This window comes from Streptomyces roseirectus, from assembly GCF_014489635.1.
Lineage (GTDB): Bacteria > Actinomycetota > Actinomycetes > Streptomycetales > Streptomycetaceae > Streptomyces > Streptomyces roseirectus.
In genome coordinates this window covers 9,513,998-9,528,468 of record NZ_CP060828.1, presented here as the reverse complement: position 1 = coordinate 9,528,468, position 14,471 = coordinate 9,513,998, and the positions used below count along the sequence as shown (strand labels likewise).

The window sequence follows — 14,471 nt, the reverse complement described above, 5'->3', positions numbered from 1 at the left end:
GAAGCCTTCGAGGGCCGCGCGACGAACCTCCGCCCGCGTCCGCGCGGGTGCCGCAGGTCGCACCACAGGAGGCCGTGGTGTCGGCGGCATATCGGGGGACTGTCGGTCCGATGTCGGTGGAGTCTGGCACCTTTCGAGAGGTCCTCTTCCTCAGCCGAACTCAAGGAGCGCACATGACTATCACTGTCCGACCGGGAAGCACCGTGATGTTCACCGGCGATTCGATCACCGACTGCCAACGACTGGAGAGCGAAGACGGCCTCGGGTTCGGCTACCCGCTGCGCATCGCGGGCGAATGGGGGCTTAAGCACCCGGACCGACCCGTGACCTGGCTGAACACCGGGATCGGGGGCCACAAGGTGATGGACCTCGAAGCCCGCTGGCAGACAGACGTACTCGACGCACGGCCGGACGTGGTCTCGATCCTCGTCGGTGTCAACGACATGGGCTGGCACACGCTGGACCCGAAGGGGTACGTGATCCCCGCGGAGGAGTTCGAAGCAGGCTATGACCGCCTGCTCGCACCTCTCACCGAGGCGGGCACGAAGCTGATCCTCATCGAGCCGTTCCTTCTGCCGATCCACGGCGTCGTCGAGGCCGGCGCCGGTTACGCCCTCATCGGAGACGACGAGCGAAAGGAATGGCGCACCGACCTGGACCCGAAGATCCGGGTCGTGCGCAAGCTCGCCCACAAGTACGGCGCGCATCTGCTCGCCGCCGACGACATGTTCGCCGAGCTCGCCACGACGACCGGGCCGGAGTACTGGGCTGCGGACGGCGTGCACCCGACGCCGGCCGGTCACGCCGCACTCGCGGAGGCCTGGCTGCGCATGGTCGCATGACAACTCGGCCGCAATGCCCCAGGCGGGGGCCGGCTGGCGGGCGGTCCCTCTCACCTGTGGAGCTCCGCTCCTGGGCACTCGCGATTTCGCCGAAGAATGAAGCAGAGCCACTCTGAGGCGGAGCCGATCACGGGGGGCTGATTTCAAGGAACCCCGTCACTATCGGCGCACACCACGGAGCGTCACAGATCGCCGGTTCTGACACAGCTTCTCACCCAGGGAACGAATCGGCATACCCGTCCCAACGAACGCCTTCATGGTCAGACACCGTCAGCCCCTGGCCCGGGGATTGAAATCAGGTTCGAGGTGCGTGGCCGCCATCAGGTCCGCGCCGCCGACCAGGCCGCCCGGCAAGACACGACCGGCGCGTTTCGCGCATGGCGAGAGCGCGGCCGACCGCTCAGCCCGCGCTTGGCGGCAGCTGTGCAGGGCTGACCAGCTCCCCCAGGACATCAGCCATGAACTGCACCAGCCACCGCTGGGACGGACTGCGTGATGCCTCGTGCCGGGCGTACAGCGCCACTTCGATCGGTTCCGTGTCGAACGGGAGCCTCACGAGGCGCAGGCGGTGGGAGGCGGTGAACACCTCGCCGACGTATTCGGGGACGATCGCGAAGAGGTCGGTGTGTTCCAGCAGGTAGGGCAGCACCGTGAAGCGGGTCGCGTCCACGGCGACGCGATCCAGGAGGCCGTGCGTGGCGAGGAGCAAGCGGGGCACGACGTGGCCGTGCGGGCCGTACACCGTCGCATGGTGCTCGGCCGCAAGATCTGCCAGCGTGACGGAGGCGCCGCGAATGCGCGGATGGTCGGAGGCGACCATACCTACGTAGCGCTCGTGGAAGAGCGGGATGCGCACGGTGCGGTGGGACGTGAGGACCGGGGTGGCGACGAAGGCGTCGAGTTCACCGCGGCGCAGCTGGCTCTCCGCGGCCTCCACGTCCAGCGGGCGGACGGTGAAGGACACACCGGGAGCCCGCTCGCGGGCCGCCGCGGCCAGCCGGGGCAGCAGGGTGGCCTGGCCCAGGTCGGAGAGGGCGATGGTGAAACGCCCGGACATGGCGGTCAGGTCGAAGTCGTCGTCCTGGCGGATCACCGCGTCCATGCCGGCCAGCGCGCGCTGCAAGGGCTCGTAGAGGCGCTGGGCGCCGGCGGTCGGGGTCAGGCCGCGGCCGGTGCGCCGGAAGAGCTCGTCGTCGAAGTGCCGGCGCAACTTGGCCAGGCTGTAGCTCACCGTGGGCTGGGTGACGTGCAGCGTCTCCGCCGTCGCCGTGACACTGCCGGTCTCGTAGAGCAGCACGAAGACGCGGGCGAGGTTGAGATCGAAGCTGCTCATATCGAGCGAGCCTATATCGCGGCCGGCCAACATTTATTAGCCCGAATGTCGTGCGATGCCTAGCGTGGCCTGCGTCACTTCGACGTCGCTGCGAAAGGAACGTCTGTGCCATCCGTGCGCAGTGTCTGCCATGAGTTCCTCCAACGGCAGGAGCTCACCACCGTCTTCGGGAATCCCGGCTCCAACGAGCTGCCCTTCCTCACCGGCCTGCCGGAGGGCTTCCGGTACGTCCTGGGGCTGCACGAGGGTGCCGTGGTGGGCATGGCCGACGGCTACGCGCAGGCCACGGGACGTCCGGTGCTCGTCAACCTGCACGCCGCGGCCGGCTCCGGCAACGCGATGGGCGCGCTCACCAACGCCGTGGCCTCGCGCACTCCGCTGGTCGTTGTGGCCGGCCAGCAGGTGCGGCCGGCCATCGGACCGGAGGCCAACCTCGCCAACGTCGACGCCCCGTCGCTGATGAAGCCGCTCGTCGGATGGGCCGCCGAACCGGCATGTGCCCAGGACGTGCCCCGGGCCCTCGCCCAGGCCGTCTTCGAGGCGCGGTTGCAGCGTCGGCCCACCTACCTCTCCGTCCCCTACGACGACTGGGCGGTGGACGCGGGTGAGAACGCGTCAGCCGTGCTGGAACGGCAGGTGCACCGCGCCGCGGTGCCCGGCGCGGAGCAGGGGCGCCGACTGGCCGATGCGGTGACCGCCGCGCGCAGGCCCGCGCTGGTGCTGGGCGGTGACATCGACTCCGCCGGTCTCTTCGACGACGCGGTGCGGCTGGCGGAGCGACTCGGCGCTGCGGTGTGGGCGGCACCGTCGCTGTTCCGGCTGCCCTTCCCCAACCGCCACCCGCAGTTCCGCGGGGTGCTGCCGGCGGGGATCGAACCCGCCTCCCGAGCTTTCGAGGGTCATGACCTCGTACTGGTGCTCGGGGCACCGGTCTTCCGCTATCACGAGTACCTGCCCGGCCGGTATCTGCCCGAGGGCACCCGGTTGATCCAGGTCACGGAGGACTCCTCCGCCGCCGCCCGCGCGCCGATGGGCGAGGCTCTGGTCGCCGACCCGGCCGCCGTCATCGACCTGCTGCTCAAAGAGCTCGACGCGGCGACGGAGCCGACGGCCGACTACCGGCCCGCCCCCGAGCCGGCCACCGGGCAAGGGACGCGGCTGCATCCCGAGGAGGTCTTCGCCTCCCTCCGGGACGAACTGCCCGACGACACGGCGTACGTGGTGGAGTCGACCTCGACGAACTCCTCATGGTGGCGCCAGATGGACCTGCGGCGGGCCGGCTCCTACTACTTCCCGGCAGCGGGCGGACTCGGCTTCGGGCTGCCCGGCGCCGTCGGGGTCGCCATGGCCCAGCCCGACCGGCCGGTCGTCGGCGTGATCGGGGACGGCTCGGCCAACTACGGCATCACCGCCCTGTGGTCGGCCGCCCAGCACCGACTGCCCGTGACCGTGGTGCTGCTGCGCAACGGAACCTACGGCGCGCTGCGCTGGTTCAGCGGCCTGCTGGGTGTCCCGGACGCACCGGGCATGGACATCCCGGGCCTGGACTTCACCCGTATCGCGGAGGGCTACGGCGTGTCCGCCCAGCACGTCGAGAGCGTGGACGAACTACGGGCGGTGCTGTCCCGGCGCCCGGACGGACCCCGGCTCGTCCAGGTCGACACAGCGCTCACGACACCGTCCTGACCACGACGCCCACCCCACGAACACACCTCACAGAAGTCGTCCCCCTCGGATGACGGAAGGAAGACCGATGACACTCCTGGACAACGACGTCTGGAGCAAGAAACTCCTGAGCGACGGCTGGCAGGACGCCACCCGCGAGCACCAGGTCACCGAGCCGGCGACCGGCGCGCAGCTCGGTACCGTCGGCCTGGCCACGCCCGAGGACGTGCGCCGCGCCGCCACCCGGGCCGCCGAGGCGCAGCGGACCTGGGCGGCCACGCCCCCGCAGCAGCGAGCGGCTGTACTGCGCCGCGCGGGCGAGCTGTTCACCGAGTGCGCCGCGGAGATCGAGGACTGGCTGATACGCGAGGCGGGCTCGGTACGGGCCAAGGCGGCGTTCGAGGTGCGGCTGGCGATCGGCGAGTCGTTCGAGTGCGCGGCCCTGCCCACGCATCCCCAGGGAGATGTACTGACGTCCGAGGAGGTTCGCTGGTCGTTCGCCCGGCGCCGCCCCGCCGGCGTCGTGAGCGTGATCGCGCCGTTCAACTTCCCGCTCGCCCTCGGACTGCGTTCGGTGGCACCCGCGCTGGCGCTCGGCAACGCGGTCCTGCTGAAGCCCGACCCGCGGACGGCGGTGAGCGGTGGTGTGGTCATCGCCCGGATCTTCGAGGAGGCCGGGCTGCCCTCCGGACTGCTGCACCTGCTGCCGGGCGACAGCGCGGTCGGCCAGGCGGTCGTCGAGGCACCCGAGGTACGGGTCATCTCCTTCACCGGCTCCACTCCGGTCGGCCGCGCGATCGGTGAGCAGGCGGGCCGTCTGCTCAAGCGCGCCCACCTCGAACTCGGCGGGAACAACGCTCTGGTGGTGCTGCCGGGCGCGGACGTGCAGAAGGCGGCCTCCGCCGGTGCGTTCGGCTCGTATCTGCATCAGGGGCAGATCTGCATGACCACCGGTCGCCACATCGTGCACGAGTCGCTGCTCGACGAGTACAGCACCGCGCTGGCCTCGAAGGCCCGGGCTCTGCCCGTCGGGGACCCCGCCCGCGAGGACGTGGCGCTCGGCCCGATCATCGACCGGCGGCAGCTGGAGCGGGTGCACGGCATCGTCACCGACAGCGTCGCGGCGGGCGCGACGCTGGCCGCGGGCGGCGAGATCGACGGCGCCGGCTACCCGGCCACCGTCCTGACCGGCCTCACCACGGACATGCGGGCGTGGCGCGAGGAGATCTTCGGCCCCGTCGCACCCGTCATCGGCTTCTCCACGCTCGAAGAGGCCGCGCGGATCGTCAACGACTGCGAGTACGGCCTGTCCGTCGGCATCCTCGGCGACGTCGGTACGGCGATGAAGCTCGCCGACCGGATCGACTCCGGCAAGATCCACATCAACGAGCAGACCGTCGACGACGAGCCCAACGCCCCGTTCGGCGGAGTCAAGGCATCCGGCACCGGGTCCCGCTTCGGTGGAGCCGCCGCCAACATCGAGGCCTTCACCGAGGCCCAGTGGGTCACCGTCCGCCCGGACATCGCCGACTACCCGTTCTGATCCCCGCTCCCCGTCCGCCCCGCCATCTCGTCCCCCGTAGCCGCTCAAGAGGGAACGCAGCCATGACACCCACCACCTCACCGGACACCACCGGCGCCGCCTCGAGAACAGGCACATCGCCCCGCAAGGTCTGGACCGTGGTCCTGTGCTGGATCACCGTCATGCTCGAGGGATACGACCTCGTCGTCCTCGGCGCCATCATCCCCACCCTGCTCAAGACCCAGCACCTGGGCATGACGGCCGCGGACGCCACCACGGTCGCCACGCTTTCCCTCGTAGGCGTCGCCATCGGCGCCCTCCTGGTCGGCCCGCTCGCCGACCGCTTCGGACGGCGTCTGCTGCTCATCGCCTCGGTGGTGGAGTTCTCCGTCCTCACCCTCCTGCTGCCCCTGGCCACCTCCTTCGAGATGTTCGCCGCACTCAGGCTCCTCGCCGGTATCGGTCTCGGCGCCTGCATGCCGGTGTCGCTGACCATGATGGCCGAGGTCATGCCCGCCACACGCCGGGCGCGCGCCAGCACTCTGACCATGACCGGCTACCACACCGGTGCCGTGATCACGTCCCTGCTGGCCCTGCAGGTCACCGACAACTGGCAGGTCCTCTTCTACGTCCTCGGCGTCGCCGGACTCGTCGTCGCGGTCATCCAGTGGTTCCGCCTGCCGGAGTCGGAGGCGTTCGTCCATGCCAAGGAAGCGCCCGCCTCACAGCGCGTCGCATTCGGTGAACTCCTCAAGCCGGCCTACCTCCGCGCCTGCATCGGCATCTGGGTCGCGTCCTTCATGGGCCTGCTCCTGGTCTACGGCCTCAACACCTGGCTGCCCAAGCTCATGAACGACGCCGGCTACCCCATCCCCACAGTGGTCACCCAACTGCTCATCCTCAACGTCGGCGGGGTCGCCGGCCTGGTGCTGGGCGGCTTCGTGGCCGACCGGCGGGGTATCAAGCCCACCACGCTCGGCTGGTTCGCGATATCGGTGGCCATGCTGGCCTGCCTCAGCATCAGGATGGACAGCGACCTGCTCCTCAACACCGTTGTCTTCCTCACCGGCGTGTTCGTCTTCTCCGCCCAGGTGCTGATCTACGCGTACGTGACGAACTTCTATCCGGCCTCGGTCCGCGGCACCGCTCTCGGCTCGGCCTCGGGCATCGGCCGTATCGGCTCCATCGTCGGCCCGTCGATCACCGGTGCCCTCGTGGCGTCAGGCATCGGCCACCCCTGGGGGTTCTACTTCTTCGCCGCCGTGGCGGTCGCCGGATTCCTGGCCGTGCTCACCCTGCCCGGCCGGGCCGCCGCGGCACAGGCGGAGGCAACCGCGGCCGCGCCGACCGCCGAACCCGCCGTCTGACCCATCCCGGAAGGGCGGTACGGCACCGAACGGGCCGTACCGCCCTTCCGGGATGCGGTGAAGAACCCCGACAGCCACTGAACCCATGGAATACGTCGGCCGGATACCCGCCTCGGCGGCCTCCGTATCGGCGCGGTCCTGTTCGGCCAGGCGGAACAGGACCCGCTGAGCGAGCGCATCCAGTCCGCTCCGGCGAGCCGCGATCCGCCCCAGATCGGACAATCCCACGCCCTTCCCACGATCCCCGGCGTATCGACACGGTGACGGATCGTAGGGGGCGGCCTCCGGCCCGGGTCCCTCGGTGAGGACGGCATCGTGCCCGGGACTCATCGGACCCACTCCTCGATGAGACGGACGGTCCGTTCGGGCTGTTCCTCGTGGGCGTAGTGTCCGACGCCGGGCCAGTACTCGACCCGGGAGCCGGGCACGTGTAGGTGCGCCTGTTCCCAGGCCGCTGCCTCGGCCGACGTCCAGACGGTGAGCGTGGGTTGGGTGCGGCGGCGCAGGTGGGCCTCCGTGTGCTGCCGTATCCCGATCGCGCCGGGGTCGGTGTACATCCCGGCGTACGCCTGCGCGATGACGTGGTCCGGTGTCCCGAGCATCGTGCGCACGTGCGCGGTCCGCAGTCCGGGCGGGGCCTGTTCGGAGAACGCCCCGGCGACGAACTCGGCCGCCGCGCGGGCGCCTTGGGCCCGGTAGGTCGCCAACCGGGCCGGGATGCCGTCGACTTCGGCCCCGTGCGCGCCGTGCGCCGGATCGAGGGCGATCACCGAGCGGACGAGCCGGGGGTGCTGGACGGCGAGGAGGCTCACGACCTGGACGCCCATGGAGTGGCCGACGGCCACGACGGGCCCCTGCGCCCGCAGAAGCGCCGCGAGGTCGTCCGCCATCGCCGCTGGCGTGTTCCCCGTCTCCGGCACCGGGGAGCGGCCGTGTCCGCGCAGGTCGGGGACGATGATCCGGTACCGGTGGGCCAGCTCCTCGGCGTGGTACGACCATTCACGCCCGTCGCCGCCCCAGCCGTGCACGAGCAGCACGACGGGGGCGCCGGCGGGACCATGGACGGTGGAGAAGAGCACGGGTCAGCTCCGGTGCAAGGCGAGGGTGTTGCGGGGCCCGGTCCGAGGAGGCGGCGTGCGCGTGGGGTCGGGGCTGGCGTTCATGGCGATCATGTACCCCGTGCTCGCGCGGGTGGAACGGCGCTCCGACATTCTGGGGGTTCGTGTCAGGGTTGGGGGGCGTGGGATCAGGGTTGCGTCAGGGTCTTCCCCGATCTTCCGGGGGCCGGGCGTCCCTATGCTGGTGGGGAACCGCACGTGGCAGGGAGCATCCGGGTGATCGAGCACTACGTCGCCGAGTTGGACAGGGCGTTGCGCGGCCCGCGGGCGGTCAAGGCGGACATGCTCGCGGAGGCGCGTGACGGCTTGGCCGACGCGGCGCAGGCGTACGAGGAGAGCGGCCTCGACCGCGTGAGCGCGGAGCGGCGCGCGGTGGCGGACTTCGGGTCCGTGGAGCGGGTGGCGCCGGAGTTCCAGGGGGAGCTGGCGCTCGCGCAGGGGCGGCGTACGGCGCTGCTGATCTGCGGGGTGCTGCTCGCGCAGCCGGTGGTGTGGTGGCTGCTGAGTCTGGCCGGGCAGAACTCCAGGAGCGATGCCGGTGGCGTCTACGGTCTGGCGGACGCCGTGGTGGGGTGGGCCGGTGGCGGTGCGGTCGTGCTGGCGGTGACGATCGTGATGGCGACGGGGCTGCGGGGGCTGAGCGCGTACCGGCGCCTGGTGCGCGCTGCGGGTTTCTTCGCGTTCGCGGTGTGCGGTGTCTTCGCGGTGCTGGGGGCGGTGCTGACGGTCTACAACCCGGCGGCGCACTCGCTGCTGGGGGTCACGGGGCTGCCGACGACGGCCCTGCTGCTGGGGGTGCCGCTGGCGGCGGTCGCCGTCGCGGGACGGCGCTGCCTGAGCGCCGCCTGACGTGACGAGCCGCTACCGCCGGGACGGCCGCCCCAGCGCCCGGCGCGTCACGTGATCCGTCCGCCGGTCGGCCTCAGCCCCAGTCCTGCAACTGCTTGAGCAGGTCGGCGTCGCCCTCGATCCGCACCGCGTCGGCCGGGACGCGCATGTACATGAGCAGGGCCATCTCGCTCGCCGTGCCGTGGAGGGCGGCGGTGGGCTTGCTCGCGGCGGCCTCCGCCGCGGTGAGGCGGGTGAAGCGGGAACCGGTGGCGTCCACGGTCTGGCGCCAGGTGCCGGCCTCGGCCACGTGGTAGTCCATGGTGGCGGGCTCGCCCGGCCACGGGACCGTGCCGGTGCAGACGGTGGCGAGGAACTCCTCGACGGCGTCGACCGCCTCGGTCGTCGGCAGTTCCTGCGGGGTGCCGGAGGCCAGTTGGGCGTCGTAGGTGTGGATCAGCGATTCCGGGACGCGGCGGCGGGCCACGGCGGCCACCGTGTGCGGCGAGGCCAGCGGCTCCCACCAGGCCCAGCAGCTCCGGTCCGGTCCGGCCTCGCGCAGAGCGGTGAGCAGTTGCTCCGTCGAGTCGGCCAGCCAGGCTATGAGGGCTTCGCGCTCCCTGGGCGCCGCCAGGCCGTCCTTGCTCGGCCGCTCGTCGCCCGGCGCGGTGTTCAGCACGATGTGGGCCCAGAAGCGGTCCCCCTCGCTGAGGTGGTTCGCCAGGTCGTACAGCGTCCAGCCCGGACAGGAGGGGACGTCGGCGTCGAGGCTGGGGGCCTCGGCGACGGCGGCGCGGAACGCGGCGGAACGCTCGTCGAGCATCCGCAGCAGGGTGGGGAAGTCGAAATGATCAGTCACGCGGACCTTGTATCACCCGTACCGGCGCTCCTGCACTCGATTAAGACCGAGGTTCGCTCTCAGGCCGTGCCGAGGATGCCTCCGACCATGGTCGAGAAGTCCCGCCACTCGGTGCGTTCCTTGGCGAGCATGCGGCTGCCGGTGCCCGTGAGCTGGTAGGTGCGGCGCCGTCGGCCGCCGACCGTGCTCCACTCGCTCTCCACGAGGCCCGCGCGCTCCAGTCTGCGCAGGGCGGGGTAGAGCGAGCCGGTCGGCAGGTCCAGGGCGCCACCGCTGCGCACCTGGAGGGCTTCCATGACGGCGTATCCGTGCAGGGGCTCTTTTTCGAGGACCGCGAGGATCAGCGCGTCCAGATGCCCCCGTAGCGCTTCTGACATCACGTAGACAATCTACATGACGTGTTAGCGTTGAGTGTCTACATGTAGGCGTTCTATCTATTCGCGTGTCGAGTCAGGTGAGCAGGGGAGGTCGGGCTGATGTCAGCGCCCGAGCAGAGTCGTACCGAGGTGGCGCGGGGGCGGAGTGTCTTCGAGCGCCTGGCGCAGGTGTCGTACCGCCGCAGGTGGTGGGCGCTGGTGGGGTGGGTCGTCGTCCTGGTGGCGGTGAGCCTGGGGTCCCAGGCGGTCGGGGACGACTACCGCAACGACTTCAGCCTGCCGGGCACGGAGTCGCAGAAGGTGCTCGACCTGCTGGAGGAGCGGGCGCCGGCGCAGGCGGGCGCGTCCGTCACGATCGTCCTGGAGGCGAAGGACGGGCTGTCCGGCGCCCGCGCGCGGGTCGAGTCGATGCTCGCGGAGGTCGGCAGGCAGCCGCATGTCGTGAGTGTCATCAGCCCCTACGACAACGGCGGGGCGGTCTCCGAGGACGGCACGATCGGGTACGCGTCGGTCGCGCTGGACAAGCAGGCCGAGGAGATCCCGGCCGACGACACCCGCGAGCTGATCGACACCGCGCGGAAGGCGGACGGCGACGGGCTGCGGGTGGAGCTGACCGGCGATCCGGTGCGGGCCGCCCAGGAAGAGGAGGGCGGCGCGGCCGAGGGCATCGGCATCATGGCCGCGCTGGTGATCCTCGTCCTGCTCTTCGGCTCGTTCTTCGCGGCCGTCCTGCCGGTGGCCATCGCCCTGTTCGCGGTGGGGACGACGCTCGGGCTGATCATCCTCGCCTCGCACGCCGCGACGATCGCCGACTTCACCGCGCCGCTGATGATGCTGGTGGGCCTCGGGGTCGGGATCGACTACGCGCTGCTGGTGTTCTCGCGGTTCCGGGGCGAGCTGGCGGCGGGCGCCGACCGGAAGTCGGCGACGGTCAAGGCGATCGACACCGCCGGGCGCACGGTGTTCTTCGCCTGCTGCACGGTCATCGTCGCGCTCCTCGGGCTCGTCGTCCTGGGTCTCGGCTCGCTCCAGGGTGTCGCCGTGGCCGTCGCGCTGACGGTGCTGCTGACGATGGTCGCGTCGCTGACGCTGCTGCCGGCGCTGCTGGGTTTGTTCGGGGCCCGGATCGAGAAGCAGGTGCGCAAGCGTGCCGCGGCCAAGGGGGCCGGGGGCGACCGGTGGGGCCGCTGGAGCGGGGTCGTGCAGCGGCGGGCCTGGGTTGCGGCGCTGGTGCCGACCGCGCTGCTCGCCGCCCTCTCGCTGCCCGCGCTCGACATGCGGCTCGGCTTCGCGGACGCGGGCACCGACGGCACCGCCACGACCAGCCGTCAGGCGTACGACCTGCTGGGCAAGGGGTTCGGGCCGGGCTTCAACGGGCCGCTGATCGTGGTCGCCGAGGGTGACGCGACGGCCGCCGGGCGGGCCCGGACGACGCTGGCGCAGACCGACGGGGTGGCCGCCGCGCTGCCGCCGCAGTCCGCGGGCGACGGGCTGTCCACGATCATCGTCTTCCCCGACTCCGCGCCGCAGGCCGCCGCCACGAGCGGCCTCGTGGAGCGGCTGCGGGACGACGTGCTGCCGTCCGTCGCGCGCGACACCGACGCGCGGTTCCTCGTGGGCGGGTCCACCGCCGCGACCGAGGACTTCTCCACCGCCGTCGCCGACCGGCTGCCCGCGTTCGTCGCGCTGGTGGTGGGCCTGTCGATGCTCCTGCTGCTCCTGGTGTTCCGTTCGCTGCTCATCCCGCTGAAGGCCGCCGCACTGAACCTGCTCAGCGTCGGTGTCGCCATGGGTGTGATGACGCTCGTCTTCCAGAACGGCGCCCTGGGCGCTCAGAAGGGGCCGATCGAGGCGTACGTGCCGGTCATGATCTTCGCGATCGTCTTCGGGCTCTCCATGGACTACGAGGTGTTCCTGCTGTCGCGGATGCACGAGGAGTGGGAGCGCGGCAAGGACGCCGCCCAGGCGATCCGGCACGGCCTCGCGACCACCGGGCAGGTCGTCACCGCTGCCGCCGCCATCATGATCGTCGTCTTCGGCGCGTTCATGTTCAGCGGGAACCGGATGCTGACGCAGTTCGGTTTCGGGCTCGCCGTCGCGGTCTTCGTCGACGCGGTGATCATCCGGTGCCTGATCCTTCCGGCGGTCATGCATCTGCTCGGGCGCCGGGCCTGGTGGCTGCCCGAGGGGCTGGCGAAGCGGCTGCCTCGGGTGGCGATCGAGCACGGCTGATTCGAGCACGGCCGACGGGCGGGGGGCGGGTACGGTGGCAGCACCGCCCTCCGCTCGCCCCTCACAGGAGTACGCCCGTTGCCCTCGCCCCCACCCTCCGGCCTGGTCGCGGGCATGGAACGGCACCAAGTCGCCCTCTACGTCGCCGCGCTGGCCTCCGGCGGGCTGCTGGGCCTCGTCGCGCCCGGCGCGGGGCCCGTGCTGGAGCACGCGATCAGCCCCGCGCTGGCCGCGCTGCTGTACGTGACCTTCCTCCAGGTGCCCGCCGCCGAACTGGTCCGCTCGGCGCGGGCGGGGCGGTTCCTGGGGGCCGCGCTGGTCGTCAACTTCGTCGCCGTCCCCCTGGTCGTCGCCGCGCTCTCCGTGTTCCTGCCCGGCGAGCGCGCCGTCCGGCTCGGTGTCCTGCTGGTGCTGCTGGCGCCCTGCGTCGACTACGTCATCGTCTTCAGCGGGCTCGCGGGCGGCAGCAGCGAACGGCTCCTGGCGGCCACGCCGTTGCTGCTCCTCGCGCAACTGGCGCTGCTGCCGGGGTACTTGTACCTGTTCATGGGAGCGGACCTCGCGGACGTCGTCGAGGCGGGCCCGTTCGTCGAGGCGTTCGTCGTCCTGATCGCCGTCCCGCTGACGCTGGCCTGGCTGACGCAGGCGTGGGCGGCGCGGCGCGCGGCGGGGCGGCGCGTCTCGCATGCCGCGAGTACGGCGATGGTGCCGCTCATGACCGCCGTCCTCCTCACCGTCGTCGCCTCCCAGGTGCCCGCGTTGGAGGGGGGTTTCGGGGGCATCGTGCGGGTGGTGCCGGTGTACGTCGGCTTCCTGGTCGTCATGCCGTTCGCCGCTCTGGGGATCGTCCGGGTGTTCCGGCTCGGTGCGCGGGACGGGCGGGCGATCGTCTTCTCGGGGGCGACCCGTAACTCCCTGGTCGTTCTGCCGCTGGCCCTGGCGCTGCCCGACTCCCTGGCCGCCGCGTCGGTGGCGGTGGTGACGCAGACGCTGGTGGAGGTGGTGGGGATGGTGGTGTACGTGCGGGTGGTTCCCCGGCTGGTGCCGTACTGATCACTGACGCACGGCCTCGGCCCTGTCGGCCGCCCACCGGGGTTCGAGCACCCACAACCCCAGCCCCAGACAACTGAACCCCGCACCCAGCACACACACCGCGCCCCACCCCGCCGCCGCGTACAACGAGGTGGCCGCGAGAGCCCCGGCCCCGCTGCCGACCGCGTAGAACATCATGTACCCCCCGATCACCCGGCTCCCGGCGTCCGGGTGCCGGGCGTGGATGAGGGTCTGGTTGGTGACGTGGACCGCTTGGACGGCGAGGTCGAGGAGCAGGACACCGGCGATCAGCGCCCACAGCGAACGGGGCGTCCACGCCAGCGGCAGCCAGGAGACGGCGAGGAGGGCGAGGGAGACACCGGTGGTCCGCCGCGACAGGCCACGGTCGTTCAGCCGCCCCGCGACGCCCGCGGCCAACGCCCCCACGACACCCACCAGCCCGAGCGCCCCGACCGCGCTGTGCGGCAGCGAGCTGAGCGGGAGGGCGACGCTGCTCCAGAGCGTGGAGAACGCGGCGAACACCAGCAGCCCGAACAGCCCCCGCACACGCAGGAGTTGATCACGCGCGAAGAGGCTGACCGTGGAGCGCAGGAGCCGCCCGTACCGCAGCGACGAACCGGCCCGGCCGCGCGGCAGGACCCGGTGCAGGACGACCGCGAGGACGGCCGTCAGCGCGGCGGACACGGCGTACACCGAGCGCCACCCCGCGAGGTCGGCCAGCACGCCGGACACCGTGCGGGCGAGCAGGATCCCGACGACGACCCCGCTGGTGACCAGCCCGACGACCCGCCCGCGCCGCTCCGCCGGGGCCAGTGACGCCGCGAAGGCGACCAGCGTCTGCGTGACGACCGCGAGCAGCCCCGTCGCGGCCATCCCGGCGAGCAGCACCGCCGCCGTACGCGCCGTGGCGACCAGCGCCAACGCGACGACGAGCAGGGCGAGTTGAGCCACGACGAGCAGCCTGCGCTCGACGACGTCACCGAGCGGGACCAGGAAGAACAGCCCGAGCCCGTAGCCGGCCTGGGTGAGGGTGACGACGGCGCCGACCAACGCCGGGCTCATCGCGAGGTCGTCGCCGATGGTCACGAGCAGGGGCTGGGAGAAGTAGACGTTGGCGACGGCCGCCCCGCAGGCGACGGCGAACAGCGGGACGACGCGACGGGGCAGGGCTCCCCCGCTGTCGGACATCAGCCCTCCAAGTGGTTGCATCTTGATACCGGACGGCGACCGTAGCCCGATCCGGTAGCATGTTGCAACCACCCTCGGACGCGAGAG

Annotated in this window: 12 protein-coding genes; 7 read left to right on the top strand and 5 right to left on the bottom strand. The window is 71.6% G+C overall.

What is annotated here, in order from left to right; genetic code table 11:
* The first annotated feature begins 206 nt into the window (after window positions 1-206).
* Window positions 207-842 (top strand): SGNH/GDSL hydrolase family protein, encoded by a 636-nt coding sequence (locus tag IAG44_RS41045; protein ID WP_246562922.1) that lies wholly within the window; start codon window positions 207-209, stop codon window positions 840-842.
* A 400-nt stretch (window positions 843-1,242) separates the two neighbouring features.
* Here IAG44_RS41045 and IAG44_RS41040 read toward each other — a convergent pair whose 3' ends face one another.
* Window positions 1,243-2,175: a LysR family transcriptional regulator gene (locus IAG44_RS41040; protein WP_187752089.1), complete on the bottom strand. Its 933-nt coding sequence runs from the start codon at window positions 2,173-2,175 to the stop codon at window positions 1,243-1,245.
* A gap of 105 nt (window positions 2,176-2,280) precedes the next feature.
* Between IAG44_RS41040 and mdlC the strand changes: the two genes are divergently transcribed.
* The 3 genes from mdlC to IAG44_RS41025 all read left to right on the top strand — a co-directional run bounded on the left by mdlC (window position 2,281) and on the right by IAG44_RS41025 (window position 6,729).
* Window positions 2,281-3,861 (top strand): benzoylformate decarboxylase, encoded by a 1,581-nt coding sequence (mdlC, locus tag IAG44_RS41035; RefSeq protein ID WP_187752088.1) that lies wholly within the window; start codon window positions 2,281-2,283, stop codon window positions 3,859-3,861.
* A gap of 67 nt (window positions 3,862-3,928) precedes the next feature.
* Entirely contained in the window at window positions 3,929-5,383 is a 1,455-nt protein-coding gene (locus tag IAG44_RS41030; RefSeq protein WP_187752087.1) for a benzaldehyde dehydrogenase, read from the top strand.
* Between the two features lie 62 nt (window positions 5,384-5,445).
* Window positions 5,446-6,729 carry an MFS transporter gene (locus tag IAG44_RS41025; RefSeq protein ID WP_187752086.1) on the top strand — a complete coding sequence of 428 codons (1,284 nt, stop codon included), beginning with the start codon at window positions 5,446-5,448 and terminating at the stop codon, window positions 6,727-6,729.
* Window positions 6,730-7,055: 326 nt separating this feature from the next.
* On the opposite strand, the gene IAG44_RS41020 is transcribed toward IAG44_RS41025, so the two are convergent.
* The gene (locus IAG44_RS41020) at window positions 7,056-7,808 is read right to left on the bottom strand and encodes an alpha/beta fold hydrolase (protein WP_187752085.1); all 753 of its coding nucleotides are present in this window, start codon (window positions 7,806-7,808) and stop codon (window positions 7,056-7,058) included.
* A gap of 237 nt (window positions 7,809-8,045) precedes the next feature.
* On the opposite strand from IAG44_RS41020, the gene IAG44_RS41015 reads away from it, so the two are divergent.
* Window positions 8,046-8,696 (top strand): permease prefix domain 1-containing protein, encoded by a 651-nt coding sequence (locus IAG44_RS41015; protein ID WP_246562910.1) that lies wholly within the window; start codon window positions 8,046-8,048, stop codon window positions 8,694-8,696.
* Window positions 8,697-8,769: 73 nt separating this feature from the next.
* On the opposite strand, the gene IAG44_RS41010 is transcribed toward IAG44_RS41015, so the two are convergent.
* Both IAG44_RS41010 and IAG44_RS41005 read right to left on the bottom strand, forming a co-directional pair.
* Window positions 8,770-9,534 carry a maleylpyruvate isomerase family mycothiol-dependent enzyme gene (locus IAG44_RS41010; RefSeq protein WP_187752084.1) on the bottom strand — a complete coding sequence of 255 codons (765 nt, stop codon included), beginning with the start codon at window positions 9,532-9,534 and terminating at the stop codon, window positions 8,770-8,772.
* 59 nt (window positions 9,535-9,593) lie between these two features.
* A complete protein-coding gene (locus IAG44_RS41005; protein ID WP_187752083.1) occupies window positions 9,594-9,914 on the bottom strand; it encodes a PadR family transcriptional regulator in 321 nt (106 codons plus the stop codon).
* A gap of 96 nt (window positions 9,915-10,010) precedes the next feature.
* Between IAG44_RS41005 and IAG44_RS41000 the strand changes: the two genes are divergently transcribed.
* Both IAG44_RS41000 and IAG44_RS40995 read left to right on the top strand, forming a co-directional pair.
* The gene (locus IAG44_RS41000; protein WP_187752082.1) at window positions 10,011-12,143 is read left to right on the top strand and encodes an MMPL family transporter; all 2,133 of its coding nucleotides are present in this window, start codon (window positions 10,011-10,013) and stop codon (window positions 12,141-12,143) included.
* A gap of 114 nt (window positions 12,144-12,257) precedes the next feature.
* The gene (locus IAG44_RS40995) at window positions 12,258-13,196 is read left to right on the top strand and encodes an arsenic resistance protein (protein WP_187753106.1); all 939 of its coding nucleotides are present in this window, start codon (window positions 12,258-12,260) and stop codon (window positions 13,194-13,196) included.
* Here IAG44_RS40995 and IAG44_RS40990 read toward each other — a convergent pair whose 3' ends face one another.
* Window positions 13,197-14,384 (bottom strand): MFS transporter, encoded by a 1,188-nt coding sequence (locus IAG44_RS40990; RefSeq protein ID WP_187752081.1) that lies wholly within the window; start codon window positions 14,382-14,384, stop codon window positions 13,197-13,199.
* Window positions 14,385-14,471: the final 87 nt, after the last annotated feature.

What these genes read in the sequence shown, in the direction of transcription:
- IAG44_RS41045 (WP_246562922.1), top strand. Translation starts at nt 207, where the DNA reads ATGTTCACCGGCGATTCGATCACCGACTGCCAACGACTGGAGAGCGAA.
- IAG44_RS41040 (WP_187752089.1), bottom strand. Translation starts at nt 2,175, where the DNA reads ATGAGCAGCTTCGATCTCAACCTCGCCCGCGTCTTCGTGCTGCTCTAC.
- IAG44_RS41030 (WP_187752087.1), top strand. Translation starts at nt 3,929, where the DNA reads ATGACACTCCTGGACAACGACGTCTGGAGCAAGAAACTCCTGAGCGAC.
- IAG44_RS41025 (WP_187752086.1), top strand. Translation starts at nt 5,446, where the DNA reads ATGACACCCACCACCTCACCGGACACCACCGGCGCCGCCTCGAGAACA.
- IAG44_RS41000 (WP_187752082.1), top strand. Translation starts at nt 10,011, where the DNA reads ATGTCAGCGCCCGAGCAGAGTCGTACCGAGGTGGCGCGGGGGCGGAGT.
- IAG44_RS40995 (WP_187753106.1), top strand. Translation starts at nt 12,258, where the DNA reads ATGGAACGGCACCAAGTCGCCCTCTACGTCGCCGCGCTGGCCTCCGGC.
- IAG44_RS40990 (WP_187752081.1), bottom strand. Translation starts at nt 14,384, where the DNA reads ATGTCCGACAGCGGGGGAGCCCTGCCCCGTCGCGTCGTCCCGCTGTTC.